We start from the raw sequence: 19,980 nt of genomic DNA, 5'->3' as shown, positions 1-19,980 counted from the left end.
TCGTTTACCTCATTTCACTTTCTACTATGATCATGGTATAAGTACTGATCTCCAGACCGGGCCACTTCGCGAAGCCGGCTTCGGCGGTTGTCCGCAGCCGTTTGCCCCGCAGCATCTCCAGACCGGGCTCGGCCGCAAGCAGCTGCTGCAGCAGGCGGCCGCATTCATCGGCACCGCTGGCCGCTTCCCCGCTCTCTTCCGGCACCAGTACCTCCGCATGGAAGAACTGGAGCCACAGATCCACGGCATCCGGAGTCCCGGCCCACTGGCGCTGCTCTTCTTCCGTAAACGCAGCCGCCGTAAAGGTAAAGCGGCCGGTCTGCATCAGCTCACGAAACACCGGCAGCCACAGTCCGGCAACCTTGTCCCACGGAATGGATTTCGGAACGTAAGGCGCAGGTTCTTCCGCCGCTTCCTCCTCCGGGAGGTCGATATATTCTTCCGGCAGGAACCCGGCCTCCTGCTCTTCCCATGCCCAGGCCAGCGGATAAATGAACTCCTGGACCGGAGCGAACAGCCCGCCGATCAGAAGCTCAAGTCCGCCCGCTTCGGGCAGTCCTTCGGCCTTGACCCATTCCTCCCACACATTCGTGCGGAAATTGTACCCGCCGGCTCCCCAGAACAGCTCCGGGAAATTCAGCCGCAGATTCGTTTCCAGCTCGAAGATGCCGAGAACGACGCCCGCCAGCTCGTCATGCACCCTGCGGGAGAGCTCAACGCGTTCGGAGAGCAGACGCAGCTCGTTAAAGTCGATGACATCCTTCTCATCGTTGGCCAGCCGGGCCAGCGACCGGTGGATGTTGTCGAAATGCTTGCGCTCTTCCTCGAACTGCCGCTGGATCTCTTCCAGCCTCCGGTGCCGCAGCACCCCGTATTCGCTGAACAGATGCTTCGGATTACGGCGCAGCGCACTGCGGTATTCCTGCTGCTGCTGGGTCATCTTGCGGACCCGTGTGATCAGCTCGTTCACATCCTGCGTCGCCCGGGTTACCCGGCCATGCTTGATATGCATCTGGATCTCCAGCAGCTTGATGCTGATCTGGAATTCCTCAATAATTTCATGGCTCATGAAGATCAGCTCCATCGCCGTTTCGGACAGACGGTATACCGTTCTCCCGTTCTCTTCCCAGCTGGTGCGCGTCGCATCCTCATCCACAGTGAAATACTTATACTTATGCTGTGTCACCTGCCGCAACAGATCGTCGTAGTAATAACTCTCGAATTCACCGCCGTTCCCGCTCCACAGCAGCCCGTCCACCAGCCGTTCCACCGTCTCCGCCCGGGCCAGCTGCGTGATCCGGAAGCGCTCGAGCGAGCTCCAGGCCAGCTCCACGATATCCTCTTTGGTCCGCCGTTCGCTGGACTCCAGCTCCAGATAATACACCTGCAGCAGCACGCTGAGCGCAATCATTTCCTTGTAGGGCTGCAGCTCGCCCAGATTCATACCCGCCCCGAGTGTCCACAGGGGATTCAGCCGCTTGTTGCGTTCTCCAAAATCCGACCAGTTCATGCCTTCGCCAACCTCGCCATCACTTCGTAGTTTAGAACCTCTTGGGGAATCCGTCGCCCTTCTTCCAGCAACCGCTTGACGTAAGCCGTCAAGTCCGCATTCACTGAAAACTCCCCGTATACAATTTCTAGATGTTTCGGGCTGCAGTCTTGTTGCTTGTGATCATCATAGGGATAAGCATGCTCTGGATATTTCATCATTTCTTCGTACAGGCTGAGGGCCAGCAGCAGGTTCAGCCCGGAGTAGCTGAGCTTCAGCTTTCCGTAAATATCATATCCCGTCTTGTCCATATCGCCAGCATACAGGATGTCTATCCCAGCCCCCAGGCAAAGCTCTTCCAAATGGGCAAGACTCCTCACGATCTTCCACCCTTCACCATAGATCAGCATTTCCGGCCGGTACCCGCAGATCGGAAGGCCCTGCCCCAATAGTCTCCTTGCCGAGTGATAGATGGAGAGATTCTCCACTATTAATATAGAATAGACAGGTGTCTCCGGTACCCGGTAAAAGATAAAGGGCTCACTGGTATGCTCAGCCTTTATGGAGTCCAAGGTAAGTCCCAGCCTGCTTAAAAATGCTCTGCCTTCCGACCCGGCCAGCCACTTTTCCCGTCCGAACAGCTCCAGGGAGCGCTCTTCCTGAGTAACCCACTCTCTCTGTTCAGCCGTCCGCAGGAACTCATACACTCGTGTTATGTATAACCATTTCTCCGCCGTCTGCTCTCCGGGATGATTGTTATAATAATCAAACCTGAGCATTTCCTGATCCATCATCCGCAGCATTCAGCATCCGACCATAACGGTACTGAACCGGAGTTCGAAGGAAGCCAATATACTGCGTCCACTTTGGTAGTCTTGTAGACGCTTCTTTTCGCAAGGGGGGTTAAATAGCCTTCTGCAACTAAAAAAGCGACAGCAGTCTCAAACGATGTCAAGCCTCCTTGATCCACATAGTCCGCCTTAAACATGTACGTTCCAATCAGCCTTGCTCCAGCCACTCCAACCCGACCATGCTTCTGCCCCTGCGAACCGATCCATATTTATGTTCCAGCAATTTTATAATCGTTTCCCTCATGTCATCATCCTCAAAAATAGCATAACCCATATCTCTTGAAACGAGGTATGGGCGGGGGAATATATGTTTCTATTATAGCAATGATTTCAGAGGTTTGCATGGTTTCAATTGGATAATATCCCCCGAATTATACGCCCGACTAACTGTACGGTTTATAGCCGGATAGCCTTGCTCCAAGCATTCCCCTGCACAAAAAGAGGATGCCCGCAAGCCACATTATGGCTTTGGACACCCCTGTTTTGGAGTTGGATAGGAGCAGTAGAAATCCGGAGATTCGCCCGACCGATACCGATTTTTACGGTTCGTTTTGTCCTGTCCAACATTTAAGGAACTATTGTATTTTGCTGCAATTCGATGCGGCCGAAGCTGTAGTTGGATTTCTGCCACTAAATTTTCGCGTACAGGGCTATTTTCCCATTCTAGTTGGATTTCCGCCATCTAATTTGAGGAAAATTTGCTCAAGTGATCATTTTGGTTACTATTAAGTGGCGATTATCAAACTAGACTACTGCTAACCAGCATAATTGAGCCATTTAAGTGACGAAAATCAAACTATATAAATTGAACTATTGAAATTCACATGAGATTAGGTAGTAACTGCGGGGAATGTTTGGACTTCCGGCTACTGTTGTCCCCAGATTTCTAATTTTAACCGCTCTTAGCGGTTGAAATCCGGTGACAAAGGCGGACGCTATCGCTCCTACAGTTCCAAACTTCCCCTCCGTACTCCCATCTCTTTGTGTTGTTCTTTTGTTCTACTTATATAGTAATTTGACCAAGCCAAACTTAAGGACGGTATGCGCTAACATCCCCAGCCATACTCGCAGTTAGATGGTGAATAGCTGCAATTGATGCGGTTAAAGTACTAGCCTATATGCCCGCTATCCTCTAGTTGCTGCTGCGCGCATACTTCTCCTTCAGCAAATAGTCCAGATTGGCCCTCACTGCCGGCCATTCCTCATCAAGAATGCTGTATATCACATTATTCACGCTCTCCCCGCCCGAGGTGATCCGGTGCTTGCGCAGCACGCCCTCCCGGACGGCGCCGATCCGCTCAATCGCCTGCTGGGATCTTAGGTTTCGTTCGACGATGGTGAAGCTTACCCGCGCGAGTCCCAGCTCTTCAAAACAGTAACGCAGCAGCGCTGCCTTCGCCTCGGTATTCACGGACGTCCGCCAGAAATCCGGAGAAATCCAGGTGCAGCCGATTTCGGCGCTGCGGTGCACGGAATCCAGATGCATGATCCGCGACGTCCCGGCTATTCGCCCGCTCGCCTTCTCCACCATTACAAAAGGCAGCTCCGTGCCTTTGGCCTGATTGGCCAGTGCTGTATCGACCAATTGCTCGGCTTCGTTCAGACTGGAGATTTTACGCCAGGTGAATTCCCAGATCCGGGGATTGTCCAGAAGGGCGGCAAGCTCGGCCTTATGTTCTGCTTGCAGAGGAGCCAGCCGGATGGCTTGGCCGTTAAATATACTCATAACTGTAGCATTCACGCAGATTGGCCTCCCCAGTGTGTTGTGCGAATAGTTCCTTTCAGATTATATAAGAGAAATCTCCAGGCTGTCTGCCGGAAAAGATTAAAATACCGCCCCGTCTTTGTAAACGGGGCGGCTTGCTGGCCCGGGGTGCACCGGCTCTCCAAGGGCTCTCAGGCTCTTCAGTCCATTCTGACTCTTCAGTCCCTTCAGTCCCTTCAGGCCGTCCCGTTCAGGCTCTCCTCACGACCCGCTCCCGTCCGGTTTACTCTCCCCTTATCTTCTCTCCGAAGCTTCCTGCCGGATCTGCTCCGCAAGCTCCTGTACAGCGCAGGATACCTGCTCATCGCTGCCGCGTTTGCGGACAGTAACCATAGCCGAGTTCTTCTCCTGTTCTCCCAGCACCAGCAGATAAGGCACCCGCTCCAGCCTGGCTTCACGGATCTTCAGCCCCAGCTTCTCATTGCGGGAGTCCAGCTCCACCCGGATTCCGGCCTGCTTCAGCTCCTGCTGAACCTGCAGCGCATAGTCCACATAGTTCTCCGACACGGGCAGCAGCCTGGCTTGCACCGGTGCCAGCCATACCGGGAAAGCGCCGCTGAAATGCTCCGTAAGGATGCCCATGAACCGGTCAATCGAGCCATAGACGGCCCGGTGAATAACTACCGGGCGGTGTTTGCCGCCGTCCGCACCGATATAAGTCAAATCGAATTTCTCCGGCATCTGGAAATCGAGCTGAATGGTTCCGCACTGCCAGCTCCGCTTCAGCGCATCCTGGATGTGAAAGTCAATCTTCGGGCCATAGAATGCGCCGTCTCCGGCGTTGATGCGGTATTCCAGCCCGCGGTTCTCCAGCACCTGCTGCAGCGAGGCCTCCGCACGGTCCCACAGCTCCGGCGCCCCCATGAAATCATCGGGCCGTGTCGACAGCTCGACCTTGTAGGAGAAGCCGAATACCCGGTAGATATGGTCGATCAGGTCTATGACCCGGCCGATCTCCTCCTCGATCTGCTCCGGCAGCACGAACAGGTGGGCATCATCCTGGCAGAAGGTTCTGACCCGCATCATGCCGTTAAGCGCTCCGGAGAATTCATGCCGGTGCACCTGCCCGAATTCGGCGATGCGGATTGGCAGCTCCCGGTAAGAGTGCAGGCTGTTTTTATATACGAGCATATGGCCCGGACAGTTCATTGGTTTCAAGGCGAACCTGGCATCATCCACCTCTGTGAAATACATGTTCTCCTTGTAGTGGTCATAATGTCCCGAGCCTTCCCAGAGCCGGTTGTTCATCATCAGCGGTGTACGGACTTCGTCGTAATCCCGGTCCTGCTGCAGGCTGCGGGCGAACTTCTCCAGCTCATTGCGGATCAGCATGCCCTTCGGCAGATAGAACGGCATGCCCGGCGCTTCTTCGCTGAACATGAACAGCTCGAGCTCCTTGCCCAGCTTGCGGTGATCCCGCAGCTTCGCTTCTTCGAGCATCTGCAGATGTTCATCCAGCTCACGTTTGCTCCAGAACGCAGTGCCATAGATGCGCTGCAGCATTGGCTTTGCAGAGTCACCGCGCCAGTAGGCGCCGGCAACACTAAGCAGCTTGAAGGCCTTGATTGGCCCCGTCGAAGCCAGATGCGGTCCACGGCACAGGTCCGTGAATTCACCCTGACTATACAGGCTGATGACTTCACCTTCGGGCAGCTCATGAATCAGCTCCAGCTTCAGCGGTTCATTCAGGCCTGCGAACAGCGCCAGCGCCTCACTGCGGCTTACTTCCCGGCGGATGATCGGCAGATTCTCGGCAGCGAGAGCGGCCATCTCCCGTTCAATGGCGGCCAGTTCTTCTGCGGACAACGGTTTTGCCATATCGATGTCATAATAAAATCCGTCCTCGATCACCGGCCCGATCCCCAGCCTCACATTCCCATCTCCGTAGATCCGTTTGACAGCCTGCGCCAGCAGATGGGCGGTGCTGTGGCGCAGGATTTGCAGACCTTCTCCGCTTCCGGAAACCACAATCTCCACGAAGCAATCCCGCTCAAGCGGCTCCGATACATCCACAAGCCTGCCATCCACCTTGCCGGCTACAGCCTGCTTCTTCAGGCTTGCGCCTATGGATTCCGCTATGTCCAGGATTGTGGTGCCCTGCTTATACCCCCTGATTGTTCCGTCCGGCAGTGTTACTTTGATTTCCATGTGTGTAGCCTCCATTTCTCCAAGGTTAGGATGAACGCAAAAAAACGCAATCTCCCAAGAAGGGACGAGTGCGTTCAGCTCGTGGTTCCACCCTAATTTGATCCGCTCCGCTTGCAGCACCCGGCTGTTGACGGGAATGCAAGGGACACGAAATCCTCATTGGTATCCGGTATCGGGGATAACTCGGCGGCATTTACAGTTAAACCTGGACAGCAGGTTAAGTTCAGTGCCGCGGCTGCAAAGGGGTAATATCCGGCCGGATTCTGTAAGAAGCTCTCACCTTTCACTTCTCTCTCTGGTCAGTCCGCGAGGGATATCATGTCTTTGGTCTACGCCTTATCTGATGGAGTTGCTGGTTCCCATCTTACAGAACTGCTTTCGGCAAAGTCAAGACCCTTGTTAAAAAATATCAGGACGCAGATGTGCCAAGCGAGCGGACAATTCCGCTGACATCGGCAACCTCACGGGCGATATAATCCGCCCCGGCACCGGTCAGTTCTTCTTCGGAGCCGTACCCGAACAGAACCCCGACGGAGTCGACCCCGCAGGCCCGGGCGCCGATGATGTCATGTTTCCTGTCGCCGATCATCAGGGCCTGCTGCGGGGCAAGGCTGTTCTCCTCCAGCACATACTGGATCACCTCGCTTTTCTTGGAGCGCGTACCATCCAGATTGCTGCCGGCCACATGCTTGAAATACCGGTCCAGCCCATAGTGGCGGAGAATCTCTTCGGCAAAAATCGTCGGCTTGGAGGTGGCGACATACAGCGTGTAGCCAGAATCCAGCAGTTCCTCCAGCAGCTTCGGAATTCCCGGGATGACACTGTTTTCGTACAGGCCAATCGTTTTATAGCGTTCACGGTAATATTCCACGGCCTTGAGTGCCTGATCTGCCGGAAAGCCTTGCAGCTCCACGAACGAATCGTACAGCGGCGGTCCGATATACGGCAGCAGCACATCCGGATGCTCCACCTGAATTTCAAACTTGTTCAGCGCATATTCCACGCTGCGGGTGATGCCTTCCTTGGGATCAGTCAAGGTGCCGTCGAGATCGAATAAAATACTTTGCAATTTGCCCATTTCTTGTAAGTCCGCTCCCTCCGCCGGCGGCTGCCGTTCAGGTATACCGCTATCGACGGCGCCGCGCAAGCTTTTTAAATACGATCATACTCCGGTTTCCCCATACTTTCCACACAGTTCTCTGTTAATCTGCTTGCTGTAAGACAATTTCCCGTTTGGAGGAACCTCCCATGACCATGACGCATTACATGTCTCTGCTTGCCGACAATCAGCCGTGGAACCTGATTCTGTTTATGGCAATTCCGGTTATATTCGCCGAGACCATCACTGTGACGGAATTTATTCTGCTGTTCACCCGCAAGCTGGACGGCCCGCTCAAGACGTTCAACAAAGTCTGCAGCATTCTCGCCGGACTTTATTTCACCGGTATATTCTTGTACCTCTTCCCTACAGCCTTTGTCCCGCTTACCGTGAACGGAGAATGGCATACGTGGGTCGATGTCGTGGCCGTAGGCTTTTATTTAAGCGGTGTCTTCTTCCTGCTGCCGCTGGCACTGCTGGAGCTGGGGCTGCTTGGCCGCAAGCGAACCGAAGAAGAACGGCTAAAGCTTCACTTTGTACTGGTCAGCGGATTTCTGGTGGTCGCACACATTGCGATGATCTTCGGAATGATCGATCCGGAAATTGTTGGCGGAATGGCCGGAATGAACCACTAATTACCTTCATGGAACATTAAAATAAAAGCCGGGAGATGGAGGTAATTATCCATATGCCCGGCTTTTTGCTTTCAAGGTACGGGCGCAGGAATTTGCTGAGTCATAGATTTCCGGAAAATAGGGTACAAAATCGCCTGCCGATCTCTATGCAGGACGATGAATTGCACATCGCTTATAGAATGGGCAGTTAATTACGGCAGGTCTACAGAATGGTCATGCATAACGGAGCTCATTAGGGTCTGGAATTTCTCGATGGAATGGTCTAACAAGTATGGGCCCTGTCTGTTAGAGGCCGAAGTCTACTTATAAATGTTTATATAACCTTTTTTATCCATGTTCATAAAAGAGTCAATCTTTTCAGATACTTCTAAATCTTTTATTGTTATACTTATGGTAATTCATGGGTAAGGAGGCATGGATATACCAGGAAAATTCTTTTTAAGTCGAATTTAGAAAGCGCTTTATCAAATTTGATTAAAGGAGTGTTTTGGTGATGCTGAGGAGAAGCTTTGCTCTGTTAACCGCTTTTATTCTAGTGCTGGTGCTCGGGCATGTTCCGCAAGCCGATGCCGCTTCGGCAACGGACAATGGACTGTATAAGATCATCAACCGTAACAGCGGCCAGGCCATGGAGGTGTACAACTGGGCTCATGAGAACGGCGCCAATGTCTCGCAGTGGTCCGATCTGGGCGGTGACAATCAGTTGTGGCGTTTTGTCAGCGTCGGCAGCGGATACTACCAGATTATCAATGCGAACAGCGGCCGGGCACTGGAAGTGTACCAGTATTCCACGGCCGACGGCGCCAATATCGTGCAGTGGCAGAACATTAACGGCTACAACCAGCACTGGAAGCTGGAGGATAGCGGCGGTTATGTTCAGCTCAAGAACCGGCACAGCGGCAAGGTGGCCGAAGTCTACGCGCATTCCACGGCGACGGGAGCTAATATCAGCCAATGGACCGACCTGGATAACCCTAACCAGCAATGGACACTCGTCAAGGTCTCGCCAAGCTCCACCACGGTCAACTCCACCATTGTCGTCAAAGCCGGAGAAGTATATGACGGCAAAGGCCGGACCTTCATTGCCGGTTCCTCGCTCGGCGACGGGGGCCAGAGCGAAGGCCAGAAGCCTGTGTTCAAGCTGGAGAACGGTGCCACTCTGAAGAACGTTGTGCTTGGAGCACCGGCGGCCGACGGTATCCATACCTATGGCGACGTATATCTGTCCAATATTGTCTGGACGGACATCGGTGAGGATGCACTGACCATCAAAGAGTCGGGTACCGTCACGCTTAACGGCGGTGCGGCATACAACGGCGCCGACAAGATGTTCCAGATCAACGCGCCAAGCACGTTCAGAGTGTATAACTTCGTCGGACGCGATGCCGGCAAATTCATCCGGCAGGTGGGCGGATCTACTTTTACCGTCAATGTCTTCATCGACAGCTGTGATATTGCCGGTATGAATGAAGCCATCTTCCGCACAGACAGCAGCACCAGTACGGTCACAATGACCAATACCCTCTATTCCGATGTCGGAGATAAATGGATCGGCGTCAAGCACATTACCGAACTAAACAACACCGCATATTAACATTTCTCAGGCTAGACCGATACGTACATTATTAGTAATTCAATCACCTTAGCTCCTCTCCACAGGAAAAAGGCGGCCGGCCCCCTGCACATCCTGAGCCTGCCGCCTTATATTTCTTTAGAGCTTCCGGTTAAATGTAACCTCACACCGGGTTCCCGTACCTGCAGTGCTTGTAACGGCGATGCGTCCGCCCAGCAGCGTCACCAGCTGATGCACAATGGATAATCCGAGTCCGGTCCCCCCGTACTGGCGGGAACGCGACTTCTCCACCCGGTAGAAACGCTCGAATATATAAGGCAGCTCCTCCTGCGGAATCCCGATTCCCGTATCCTCGATGATCAGTTGAACCTCTGCTTCACTCTCCCGGACCGTGACTCTGATCTCCCCTTGCTCCGTATACCGGACGGCATTCTCCAGCAGGTTCAGAACTATCTGTTCTATCCTTTTGGTGTCACCTGTCATGGCTACTGTATGTCCTGGTATATCAACCTGCAGCCGCAGGTCCTTCGCTTTCACCGCCAATTCCTGCTTGCGCACTGCCTGAGCCGCAATCTGCGCCAGATCAACCGTCTCCAGCTTAAGCGGAATTTTCCCCTCTTCCATTTTGGCCAATTCAAACAAGTCATCGACCAGATGCTGAATCCGGTGAGCCTCCTGGCCGATGATCTCCAGATACAGCTCCTTCTCCTCTTCATTCTGATACAAGCCGCTGCGCACGACCTTGGCATAGCCTTGCAGGTAAGTTATCGGTGTGCGCAGCTCATGCGAGATGTTCGCCAGGAACTCCTGCCGCGTATCCCTGTACCGCTGAAGATCAGCGGCCAGATCATTGATGGCTCCGGCAAGCGAGCCGATTTCATCGCTTCTGCGGATGCTGAGCCGGGTCTCCAGTTCACCGGCGGCAATCTTGCGCGTAGCCTTCTGCATCTGTACCAGCGGCCGCGACAAAATGCGTGCGATGAGCCAGGTAATGCCCAGCGCAAGCAGGAAAGCGCCGACTCCCGCCAGCAGAAGGATACGCCGCACTGCTTCGAGCGATTGCTCCATATTGTCCGTCGAAGACATGACATAGAGTGCCGACTGCACTCCATTCTCCCCGGCTATGGGTTGTCCTGCTACGAAATATCGCCTTCCTGCCGGGTCCGTATGCAGGAAATTTACGCGGTTCCCGTCAAGGATCGCGGCCAGATCCTGCGGACGGATGAAGCTGCGGTCTGCAGCATCATGCAGCCCGGAATGAAGCTTCGTGCTGCCGTCCTGCTCAATGTTAAAAATACTGACTCCGGAGAACTCGGCAAAGGTCAGCATCATCCGTTCAGCAGAGGTGTCGCCCGCCTCCGCCATGGCAGTGAAATGCAGCGCCAGTTCTTCCGTTTCCTGTTCTTTCTCATCGTAATAGAAGCTGCTGAACATCCGCTCCATGCCTATACCAAGCGACAGCAGCACGACAACAAAGACCGACAGAATGGCCAGCCCCAGCTTGAAGCCAATTCTGTTATTGTTCATCCGGACCGCCGCTAATCTGGAATTTGTAGCCGAGCCCCCATACCGTCTGGATCGGATTATAATCAAGGCCCGCACGCTGGAGCTTCTCGCGGATGTTCTTGATATGTGTATCCACCACCCGCGTCTCCCCGCTGTATTCCCCGCCCCACAGCTGTCCGACCAGTTCCTCGCGGGTATGGACCCGCTGGCCTCCGCGGGCGAGCGCCGCCAAGAGATCGAATTCCTTGAGCGTGAAATCAACCGTCTGCTCACGAATCCGCACCTCACGCGACTGCGGATAAATCCGCAGCTGCGGGAATACCAGTGTCTCGTCCGCAGGCATAGAGCGTGTAATGGCCGACCGGCGCAGCAGAGAGCGAATTCTGGCCGTCAGCTCCTCCGGTTCAAAAGGCTTCGTCAAATAATCATCCGCCCCGGTATCGAGGCCCAGCACCTTGTCTTTCGTATCCGAGCGGGCGGTCAGCATCAAGACGGGAATCTCGCGGCTTGCGCGAATCGCCCGCAGCACCTGCCAGCCATCCATATCCGGCATCATAACATCCAGCAGCACCAGATCGAAATCCTGACGCTCCAGGATGCCGAGCGCTTCACTGCCTGTCCGGGCCTCCTGCACTGTGAAGCCTTCCTGCCGCAGATATATCCGCAGCAGGTTGCGCATATTCCATTCATCGTCGACGATCAGCACCTGAGGATTGGACAAGCTGTTCACCCTTTACTCTTTTGAATTGGTTTCATTATACCTTCCGGAGGGCTTAATGTCCCGAATGCGGATTGTCTCCGGAAGCGGGACTGATCTCAAGCATGTCGTCGATCTCACTCTGCGCACGCTCCGTAATCCCTGCTGTGCCGCCGGTGATCCAGGCATGGTTGTATGGGCCCTCGGCGGGGGAGTCCTTGTATTTCGGCTGCAGCTCCATCATATAGCCCATTACGGAATCAGGCATTCCATCCTGCTTCGTATAGATCAGCGGCGCATGCTTGCCCAGATGGGAGAACGGGGCTGCGGCAACGGCCAGCATCGGATCTTCGGTGGTCAAGAACGAGAGATTATGGCCCGGGGACGTAATCCCCCAACCAAAGCCGTTCGAGTCATCCTTATATTTGGCAAAAGCGATGGCATTCCCATAGGGGTCATCGCCTGCAATCCGCGTTACACGGCCATAGCCTCCAAGCTCCTGCTCCACTCTGGCCGAAACCGCCGCTTCCGGTCCGATAATATAGATATCCGCGTCTCCGCCGCGCGCCTTCAGCGCTTGGACTGTAGCTTCCGGTATATCATCCTTGCCTACATAAAGCAGGGGCTCCGGCATATGGGCGATCCAGTTGACCGCAGGCAGGGTATATTCCGGACTGTCCACCGAGCCGACAATGACGCCGTCAGGCAGTGCTCCGGATACCTCCGCATAATAAGCATCTATCGCCTGCGCGATCTCCGCCGGGTCTGTTCCGGCAATGTTGTCCACCTTCAGGTCCAGCTTCTTGAGTTCATCTTCCACCCCGTCTGCCACCGGACCGACCACCACGACCTGCACGCCATCATTGCTGTCTGCGCCACGCGGCTTCAGCCGCTTCAATTCAGCGAGGGTAGTCTCCGGCAGCCCCTCCTCGGTGAAATACAGCACGGGACCATTGCTCGGATGGTGAATCAGGTCGGCACTGACAGCGGCGATCTGCCAGTTGTCCGCCCCTGTCAGGATTACACTCGCCGGACGGTTGCTGTCCGTTTGGGCCGTCCACAGGGAACGGGACGCCAGCACCGCAGCCTCCACCGGATCGGAGGTGTTGACACGCGTAGTATTTTTGGTGGCAATCCAAGGCAAAGATACCGCCGCCTCCCCGGTGCCGGAGTTCGCCAGGGAGCTCTCATTGTCCTTTCCGGACGTACAGCCTGCCAGCACACCGGCCAGCAGTGTAAATGTCAATATCGCCGCTGATGCTTTTTTCATAGTAAAGTCCCTCCTGCAGAAGTTTGTAGTGAATACTTAAAAGTTTAACCATTAAATGTGTAGAAAGAATGTAGACTTACGATTTAATAAGAATTACTCTAATAAAATAAAAAGACCTATAGGAGTAAATCCTACAGGTCCGTTGATGTATAGAGAGACTATGGCCATTACCAGGCTACGCGAATGATCAAGCCCTTCGGGTCCCCGACTTCCAGATAGGCCGCTTGCCCGTTGACATCATCATACGGGAAGCCGTAAGCGAGACCGTTAATACTGTGGTCATGCCAGAATTTCGCATAATAGTTGGCAGGCGCCGCCTTATAGTAGTTCGAAACATTGTTCCAGTCTCCGGCAGTATACACATGACGGTTAATGGCGGCGGCTGTAGCCGCATCGGTCAAGGCACCGTCGCAGCGGAGAATGTCCTGTGTGCTGTACGGCGAGTATCCCGCAAAGTAATTGGCATTGGCCCCTCCAGGTGCAAAAGAGCCATGGATCGGAGCCACGATCCGGTAAGGCGCCTGAACCGTCGCCAGCGATTTGAAGGCAGAAGGAACTTCGTTCTGATATTTAGTGAACAGTCCCGCCCGGGTCTCGGATTCCAGCTCGCCTACGGTCTGGTCGAAGTTCCCGGCAAGATTGACCAGGCGGTGCTGGATCGGGAAGCCGAAGCCGTCCACCCGCGTCGTGTTGCCGTGATAACCGGTGGCGTCTACCGTAAATTCCACGAAGTCAAAATAAATGTCCCGGTTGGGATCGGTTGGATTATTGATATCCGGTCCGGCAAAGCCGGTGTCATAGGTCTTGATGTATAGCGGCGAACCTGCGCTGAGGAACATCCGCCCCGAGGTGATCTTGGGCAGCTTCGCCCAGGCCGCATCGCTGACCTTATGATAGATATTGGCATAATTGATTCCATTCTTCGTAAGATGGCCTGCAGTATCGTTCAGGGCATTCGAAATAGGCAGAAGATTCCCGTTCAGATCCAGATAGCTCCACTTCCCGTTCGCCGGGTTAATCCCCAGCACGCCCCAATAAATCTGGCTGTCGGCATAAGCTCCCCCGGTTCCGTTCATGAGCTTCAGCGAGATCTGGCCGCTCGGCGGCACCGGTATCGCCGAGGCGGCGATGGAATAAATCGAGCCGGAGGTACCCGGGTTCGGATTATTGCCCGTACCGGCGGTATAGGTGAACCATCCGGTATCATAAGCCGGGTTACCGTTATTATAGGTGAAGAAGTAAGTAAGCACAGCTCCGCCCGCTACGCCGGTCACTGTCTGTTCATAACGCGCAGCGCTGCTGTTATAATTCATCCTGTAATTCATTTGTGTTCCGGAGTTCACCTTGTAATGCACATCCACCCAACTGGTGCTGACACTGGATTTAAACCAGATCGTCGCTGTAGTGCCAGACATGCTGACCCCTTGCGTGTAATCCGCAGCTTCCGCCTTGGTACCGAAGAGCGGTAAACAGCCCAGCAGCAGAATAAATGCCAGCAGCGGTGCCATCCATTTCGTTCTCAACATTCAACTAACCTCCCGTAAATGATTTACAATCATTGGAATGCTTGTGCTGAGACAGTGCTGATATCATGCTACGACTGTGTTGAGATTGCTACGACTGTGCTGAGATATGCTGCGACTGTGCTGCTACAAACTACTACTATGCTGACGATTTTCGCCGGTTGCCGCCTCCTTTTGTTTCACCTTAATATGGTATTGTTTGCGTTTACATATCAAATTATAGTTGTGCTTCTTCTGATTTAGTAGGTACGTATTTTCAGATTCAGGTGCAAAATTTTGGTTTTTTAAATATTTTGCAGTAAAGCGCCCAGGAGCTTACCCGAATACACCAAAAAAAACGGCCGTATCACCCTCCTATTCAGAAGAATGATGCGGCCGGCCACTCACGGTATTACCAATGCTTCGAAATGAACTCGTCGCGCCCGGACTGCTCCCGGTCTTCCTTGTAATGCTTCGGATTCTTCTTGTGGTAATCCTGATGGTATTCCTCCGCCCGGTAAAAGACCGGCGCCGGCAGAATCTCCGTCACCACAGGGCCTGCGAAGCGACCGCTGGCGGCTACGCGCTCCTTCGATGCAAGCGCCGCTTCGCGCTGCGCCTCGTTGTAATAGAACACCGCCGTCCGGTACTGCGGCCCGCGGTCCTGAAACTGTCCGCCGTCATCCGTCGGGTCAATCTGCGGCCAGAACAGCTCCAGCAGCCGTTCGTACGGAAATACGTCCGGATCAAAAGTAATCTGCACCACCTCATAATGACCGGTGGTTCCGGTCTTAACCTGCTCATAGGTCGGGTTCTCCACCGTGCCGCCCGCATAGCCGGATTCGATTCCTTGAATCCCGGGCAGCTCTTCAAACGGCGTTACCATGCACCAGAAGCAGCCTCCTGCAAACATTGCCTGTTCCATATCGCCTGTCCCTCTCCCTGCATATCTCTAAGTACTGTGATGTATGCCACAGTTCACAGCTCACCTTATGAAGATAAGGCCAAACAGGAGCATTGTCAATTTGGCAGACAGAAAACAGCCAGTGTGTGCAGTGCATAGCGGCATCCCGGTGGCAGCTGCCTCATTTTCCGTCTGGAATGGGCCAGTTCCCAGGTCTCCGCACCTCTGCCCTGGCCGGGTCACACCCGCATGTTCTCCGCAGGCCTTAGCAGATGCCTGCTCTCCGAAGATGTATACAGGCTATCAATAAGCTCCAGCACCTTCATACCCTCCCGGGCATCAATCCAGTAAGGGCGCCCTTCGTGCAGGTGGCTGTAGAAGTCCTCAATCAGGCGCCGGTGGCCGGTGCCCCAGTAGGCTTTGGCGCCGGTGATCCCGGCCGGCGGCTCGCACAGAAGAGTCTCCCGGCCATCCTTCCACAGATAGAGATGGTCCCTGCGCTGCATCAGCGATCCCTGCTCGAACACCGCCTCCAGTTCCACCGGAGAATTAGTGCCGTAGGCATTGGTACCGTAAAATATCCCGCGCGCACCGTTCGCAAAGCGGATGCAGGCATGCGCGCTGTCCTCCACTTCAATGACCCCTCCCAGCGCATCCGTCGACACCGAACCTTGCACCGAGGTGTAGGCTCCGCCGAACCATTGCAGCAGGTCGAGGGTATGTATCGCCTGATTAATAAGGACGCCGCCGCCTTCGGTGCTCCAGCTTCCCCGCCAGGCGCTGTCCCGGTAATACTCCTCGCTGCGGTGCCAGGCGACAATGCCTTTCAGGCAGAGGAGCCGCCCCAGCGAGCCTGATTGAGTCGTGTCATGAATGATCACCGAGGCTTCATTGTAGCGGTTCTGAAAGACTACACCAAGCTGCCGGCCGCTTCGCTCCGCAGCTTCCGCAACCCGCCGGGCGGCTGCTGTATCCGTCGCCAGCGGCTTCTCCAGCAGCACATGCTTGCCCGCCTGCAGAAATTCCGCGGCCATCGGGGCATGGAGATGATGCGGTGTGCACAGATGGACCACAGCGATATCTTCCCGGTCAAGCAGCTCCCGGTAGTCGGCCACCGCCTCGCAGCTATAGGCTTGTGCAGCGGCTGCTGCGCGGCCCGGATCACTATCGGCAACGGCCAGAAGCCGTACGTCCTCCAGTGAACGGATGGCTCCGGCATGCAGCGGGGCAATCGCCCCGCAGCCAACAATAGCTGCACCAAATCCGGATGGTTTCGATTGCAAAGCTCTCATCTTCTTTCCCTATGGGTTAGACTCTCAGCGTGTCCGGAGTCAGATTCAATGCCTGGGCTTGCGCCGTCAGACACAGCTCTGCCGCCTTAAACACATGCTCCTGAGTCATCGCTATTTCAGTCCGGTTGAGGCAGTCTAGGATTAGCTCACCGAAGAAGGGATACCCCACTTTACCGGCCACATGTGCGTAGTGCTCACCCTGCGAATCCACCCAGTACACATGATCCGGCGTATTGGACCGGGCGAGATCAGTGTATTTACGCAGCTCGATATATCCTTCGGTTCCCAGGATCACTGTACGCCCGTCTCCCCAGGTACTCAGTCCTGCCGGTGTGAACCAGTCCACGCGGAAGTATTGGGTTGCGCCATTATCGCCTACAAGTGTAGCGTCCCCGAAATCCTCCAGCTCCGGATACTCCGGATGATGGTAATTGGCCACCTTGCTGTGCAGCACTTTGGCATCCCGGCAGCCTCCGTAGTAAAGAAACTGCTCAATCTGGTGGCTTCCGATATCGCAGAGAATGCCGCCGTAATCGGAACGGCGGAAGAACCAGTCCGGGCGGCTGCCCGCATTCAACCGGTGCGGGCCCGTACCCATCACCTGCAGCACCCGGCCGATGGCCCCTTCCCGGATCAGCTGTCCGGCATACACCGCACTCTCCACATGCAGCCGTTCGCTGAAATAGGTCATATACTTCCTGCCCGTAAGTCCTGCCTGCTCCCGGGCGGCGGCCAGCTGTTCCAGTGACGTAAACGGTGTCTTATCCGTGAAGTAGTCCTTGCCGTGCGCCATTACCTGCAGTCCGAGCGGACCGCGCGCGGAAGGTATCGCTGCAGCAGCTACAAGCCGCACCTCGGTATCCTCCAGAATCTCTGCTACAGAACGGGCGGCGCGCACTTCCGGGTAGACCTTCCTGAACGCTTCAACCTTCTGCGGATCGGGGTCATATACCCATTTCAGCTGTGCTCCGGCTTCCCGCAGCCCGTTGCACATGCCATAGATATGCCCATGGTCCAGCGCCATGGCGGCGAAGATGAAGGCTCCGGCTTCTACCACCGGCTTCGCCTCATGGACCGGAGCGTGCATCATTCCGTCGCTGCGGCTCATGACAGCAGCCCCTTCAGGTAATTCAGGCTAATGGCCAGACTCTCGAACGGATCGCGCCGGCACACATCCTGCTCCACGACGAACCATTCCACACCGGTCCGGCGGCAGGTCTCAATGATGGCGGGATAGTCCATATTCCCTTCGCCGATCTCGGCGAAGACCGGTTTGCCGGAGACCATCGCCATATCCTTCAAGTGGACGACCGGCATCCGCCCCTTGACCTTCTCCGCCCAGGCCAGCGGGCTTCCGCCTCCGGCCTGCACCCAGTACATGTCGAGCTCAAACCCGAATACCGCTGGATCGGATTCGTTCAGAAGCAGCTCCAGAGCCGTCAGCTCCCCCTCCACCCGTTCAAATTCAAAATCATGGTTGTGGTAAATAAATTGCAGTCCATGCTTCACTTTCAGCTCTTTGGCGATTTGCGAGGCCTGTTCAAGAAAGCACCGGTAACCCGCGCCGTTCTCCCGGTATTCCTGCGGCAGGGAGCCAAGTCCGATGTTGGGGCAGTTCCACAGCTTATGTTCTGCAGCAAGCGCTTCCAGGTCATTCACCAGCCGGTTCCACGGGACATGGGTCGCACAGATGGCCAGCCCGGATTCATCTGCATACTGCTTCACCAGCGCCGGGTCCATCTGGCCGATACCCGAGACTTGTACAGCCTGATAGCCAATCTCCTTCAGCCTGCGGAAGCTCTCTCTTAATCCTTCGGGGGTTTGGGTAAACTCGCGTAAAGTGTACATTTGTGCGCCAATTGTAGACAGCTTCATTCAGGAATTCACTCCTTAAGGTTGTAGTCAAATGGGTATAATGGCTTGAATGTCAATCAATGCGTGCCGGATACATCCAGTGCGCTGGAGCCGGAAACCGTCTTCTGAAATGTGGAGCTCTTCACCTTCTCCATTAAATGCTCATGGAACAGCTCGGCGTCGATCGGCAGATCGACCCAATTGTCGGTCCAGGCTGACAGATACATCGCGTTTGACAGCGTCAACCCATGGATTCCTTCTTCGCCGGGCGCAAGGAGCGGTTCATCATGCAGGATCGCATTGGTGAAATTACGCAAAATACCGCGGTGATTCCCTTCCTCCCCTGTTACAGGAATTTCGCATTTCCAGCATTCCGGCGATCCGAAGCCGCCGGTATATTCGCGGTTGAACACCGGCTCAGGCGTGCGCAGCCGCCAGAAGGTCAGCTTGCCGTCTTCGACGACGATTTTACCGTTGTCGCCGGTTATTTCGAAGCGGTTCGTTCCCGGCGCTTCGCCGGTCGTCGTAATGAACAATCCGGTGGCGCCGTTCGCATATTCAACATATGCGGTCACATCGTCCTCCACCTCGATATCCCGGTACTTCCCGAAATGGCAAAACGCACGGACGCGCGCCGGCATCATTCCGGTGGTCCACTGCCACAAATCGAGCTGATGCGGGTCCTGGTTCAGCAGCACGCCGCCGCCCTCTCCCGCCCAGGTAGCGCGCCAGCCGCCGGAGTTGTAGTAGCTCTGCGACCGGTACCAGTTCGTTATGATCCAGTTGGTGCGGCGGATCTCGCCCAGTTCGCCGGCCATAATCAGCTCACGCAGCTTCTTATACAGCGGATTGGTCCGCTGGTTGTACATGATGCCGAATTTGCGGTCCGACTGAGCGGCCGCCTCATTCATTTCCTGCACCGCTTTGGTGTACACACCGGCCGGCTTCTCGATCAGCGTATGGTAACCCCGGCGCAGCGCTTCAATCGCCAGCGGCGGGTGGTCATAATGCGGAGTTGCAATGAGCACGGCGTCTATGCTGCCGGAGTCGAACATTTCTTCTGCCGTACTGAATCGCTGTACCTGCTCCGGCAGCTTCTCAGCCGCCCATTCCAGCTGCTGCGGATTCACATCGCAGACCGCCGTCAGCTCGGCCCCATTCACTTCACCCAGCAGGCTGACGGCGTGGGCGCGGCCCATATTGCCGATCCCGATAATCCCGTAACGTACCTTATCCATCTTTCCAGTTCACTCCCCCATGCAGGTTGATGTCTTGAGAATAACCCGAAATGGCAGCGGTGAACATGACCGGAACTAAGGTGTTTTTGTCTAAAATTAAGATGTCTTTGATAAATGTAAGCGTTATAATAAATTTGCACTGCTGTAAAGGAGGCAT

General features: G+C 54.9%; 16 protein-coding genes. 2 read left to right on the top strand and 14 right to left on the bottom strand.

Going from position 1 to position 19,980, the window contains the following annotated elements:
- Positions 1-4 precede the first annotated feature (4 nt).
- The 5 genes from F1379_RS21655 to F1379_RS21635 all read right to left on the bottom strand — a co-directional run bounded on the left by F1379_RS21655 (position 5) and on the right by F1379_RS21635 (position 7,331).
- Positions 5-1,510, bottom strand: a complete 1,506-nt coding sequence (locus F1379_RS21655) for a hypothetical protein (RefSeq protein ID WP_150273861.1) — start codon at positions 1,508-1,510, stop codon at positions 5-7.
- Positions 1,507-2,292, bottom strand: a complete 786-nt coding sequence (locus F1379_RS21650) for a Wadjet anti-phage system protein JetD domain-containing protein (protein WP_150273859.1) — start codon at positions 2,290-2,292, stop codon at positions 1,507-1,509. The genes F1379_RS21655 and F1379_RS21650 overlap by 4 nt, the downstream gene beginning before the upstream one ends.
- 1,180 nt (positions 2,293-3,472) lie before the next feature.
- The gene (locus tag F1379_RS21645) at positions 3,473-4,081 is read right to left on the bottom strand and encodes a GNAT family N-acetyltransferase (RefSeq protein WP_239004763.1); all 609 of its coding nucleotides are present in this window, start codon (positions 4,079-4,081) and stop codon (positions 3,473-3,475) included.
- Between the two features lie 258 nt (positions 4,082-4,339).
- The gene (gene thrS / locus F1379_RS21640; RefSeq protein ID WP_150273856.1) at positions 4,340-6,253 is read right to left on the bottom strand and encodes a threonine--tRNA ligase; all 1,914 of its coding nucleotides are present in this window, start codon (positions 6,251-6,253) and stop codon (positions 4,340-4,342) included.
- Between the two features lie 409 nt (positions 6,254-6,662).
- On the bottom strand, positions 6,663-7,331 hold the full coding sequence (locus F1379_RS21635; protein ID WP_150273854.1) for an HAD family hydrolase: 669 nt from the start codon (positions 7,329-7,331) through the stop codon (positions 6,663-6,665).
- 170 nt (positions 7,332-7,501) lie between these two features.
- Between F1379_RS21635 and F1379_RS21630 the strand changes: the two genes are divergently transcribed.
- Together F1379_RS21630 and F1379_RS30560 are read left to right on the top strand one after the other, a co-directional pair.
- Positions 7,502-7,987, top strand: a complete 486-nt coding sequence (locus F1379_RS21630; RefSeq protein WP_150273852.1) for a DUF6803 family protein — start codon at positions 7,502-7,504, stop codon at positions 7,985-7,987.
- Positions 7,988-8,480: 493 nt separating this feature from the next.
- Positions 8,481-9,581 (top strand): pectate lyase, encoded by a 1,101-nt coding sequence (locus tag F1379_RS30560; protein ID WP_150273851.1) that lies wholly within the window; start codon positions 8,481-8,483, stop codon positions 9,579-9,581.
- 117 nt (positions 9,582-9,698) lie between these two features.
- Here F1379_RS30560 and F1379_RS21620 read toward each other — a convergent pair whose 3' ends face one another.
- The 9 genes from F1379_RS21620 to F1379_RS21580 form a co-directional block, all read right to left on the bottom strand.
- Positions 9,699-11,087, bottom strand: a complete 1,389-nt coding sequence (locus F1379_RS21620; RefSeq protein WP_150273849.1) for a sensor histidine kinase — start codon at positions 11,085-11,087, stop codon at positions 9,699-9,701.
- Positions 11,077-11,787 (bottom strand): response regulator transcription factor, encoded by a 711-nt coding sequence (locus F1379_RS21615; protein ID WP_203457153.1) that lies wholly within the window; start codon positions 11,785-11,787, stop codon positions 11,077-11,079. The genes F1379_RS21620 and F1379_RS21615 overlap by 11 nt, the downstream gene beginning before the upstream one ends.
- Before the next feature lie 52 nt (positions 11,788-11,839).
- Entirely contained in the window at positions 11,840-13,033 is a 1,194-nt protein-coding gene (locus F1379_RS21610; RefSeq protein ID WP_150273847.1) for a cell wall-binding repeat-containing protein, read from the bottom strand.
- Between the two features lie 167 nt (positions 13,034-13,200).
- Positions 13,201-14,559: a glycoside hydrolase family 64 protein gene (locus F1379_RS21605; protein WP_150273844.1), complete on the bottom strand. Its 1,359-nt coding sequence runs from the start codon at positions 14,557-14,559 to the stop codon at positions 13,201-13,203.
- A 388-nt stretch (positions 14,560-14,947) separates the two neighbouring features.
- Positions 14,948-15,460, bottom strand: a complete 513-nt coding sequence (gene msrA, locus F1379_RS21600; RefSeq protein ID WP_150273842.1) for a peptide-methionine (S)-S-oxide reductase MsrA — start codon at positions 15,458-15,460, stop codon at positions 14,948-14,950.
- 218 nt (positions 15,461-15,678) lie between these two features.
- Positions 15,679-16,722: a Gfo/Idh/MocA family protein gene (locus tag F1379_RS21595; RefSeq protein WP_239004762.1), complete on the bottom strand. Its 1,044-nt coding sequence runs from the start codon at positions 16,720-16,722 to the stop codon at positions 15,679-15,681.
- A gap of 25 nt (positions 16,723-16,747) precedes the next feature.
- Complete coding sequence (locus F1379_RS21590; RefSeq protein WP_150273837.1) at positions 16,748-17,839, bottom strand: Gfo/Idh/MocA family protein; 1,092 nt, start codon at positions 17,837-17,839, stop codon at positions 16,748-16,750.
- Positions 17,836-18,606, bottom strand: a complete 771-nt coding sequence (locus tag F1379_RS21585; protein ID WP_150273834.1) for a sugar phosphate isomerase/epimerase family protein — start codon at positions 18,604-18,606, stop codon at positions 17,836-17,838. The genes F1379_RS21590 and F1379_RS21585 overlap by 4 nt, the downstream gene beginning before the upstream one ends.
- A 56-nt stretch (positions 18,607-18,662) precedes the next feature.
- Positions 18,663-19,823: a Gfo/Idh/MocA family protein gene (locus tag F1379_RS21580; protein WP_150273831.1), complete on the bottom strand. Its 1,161-nt coding sequence runs from the start codon at positions 19,821-19,823 to the stop codon at positions 18,663-18,665.
- Between the last annotated feature and the right edge of the window lie 157 nt (positions 19,824-19,980).

Source organism: Paenibacillus tepidiphilus (assembly GCF_008635795.1).
Lineage (GTDB): Bacteria > Bacillota > Bacilli > Paenibacillales > Paenibacillaceae > Paenibacillus_AQ > Paenibacillus_AQ tepidiphilus.
The sequence above is the reverse complement of the archived record's forward strand: the minus strand, read 5'-3'. Positions and strand labels throughout refer to the sequence as shown.

Excerpts from the sequence above, each read along its gene's own strand:
- F1379_RS21655 (WP_150273861.1), bottom strand. The coding sequence starts at position 1,510 with ATGAACTGGTCGGATTTTGGAGAACGCAACAAGCGGCTGAATCCCCTG.
- F1379_RS21650 (WP_150273859.1), bottom strand. The coding sequence starts at position 2,292 with ATGCTGCGGATGATGGATCAGGAAATGCTCAGGTTTGATTATTATAAC.
- thrS (WP_150273856.1), bottom strand. The coding sequence starts at position 6,253 with ATGGAAATCAAAGTAACACTGCCGGACGGAACAATCAGGGGGTATAAG.
- F1379_RS21635 (WP_150273854.1), bottom strand. The coding sequence starts at position 7,331 with ATGGGCAAATTGCAAAGTATTTTATTCGATCTCGACGGCACCTTGACT.
- F1379_RS21630 (WP_150273852.1), top strand. The coding sequence starts at position 7,502 with ATGACCATGACGCATTACATGTCTCTGCTTGCCGACAATCAGCCGTGG.
- F1379_RS30560 (WP_150273851.1), top strand. The coding sequence starts at position 8,481 with ATGCTGAGGAGAAGCTTTGCTCTGTTAACCGCTTTTATTCTAGTGCTG.
- F1379_RS21620 (WP_150273849.1), bottom strand. The coding sequence starts at position 11,087 with ATGAACAATAACAGAATTGGCTTCAAGCTGGGGCTGGCCATTCTGTCG.
- F1379_RS21610 (WP_150273847.1), bottom strand. The coding sequence starts at position 13,033 with ATGAAAAAAGCATCAGCGGCGATATTGACATTTACACTGCTGGCCGGT.
- F1379_RS21605 (WP_150273844.1), bottom strand. The coding sequence starts at position 14,559 with ATGTTGAGAACGAAATGGATGGCACCGCTGCTGGCATTTATTCTGCTG.
- msrA (WP_150273842.1), bottom strand. The coding sequence starts at position 15,460 with ATGGAACAGGCAATGTTTGCAGGAGGCTGCTTCTGGTGCATGGTAACG.
- F1379_RS21590 (WP_150273837.1), bottom strand. The coding sequence starts at position 17,839 with ATGAGCCGCAGCGACGGAATGATGCACGCTCCGGTCCATGAGGCGAAG.
- F1379_RS21585 (WP_150273834.1), bottom strand. The coding sequence starts at position 18,606 with ATGAAGCTGTCTACAATTGGCGCACAAATGTACACTTTACGCGAGTTT.
- F1379_RS21580 (WP_150273831.1), bottom strand. The coding sequence starts at position 19,823 with ATGGATAAGGTACGTTACGGGATTATCGGGATCGGCAATATGGGCCGC.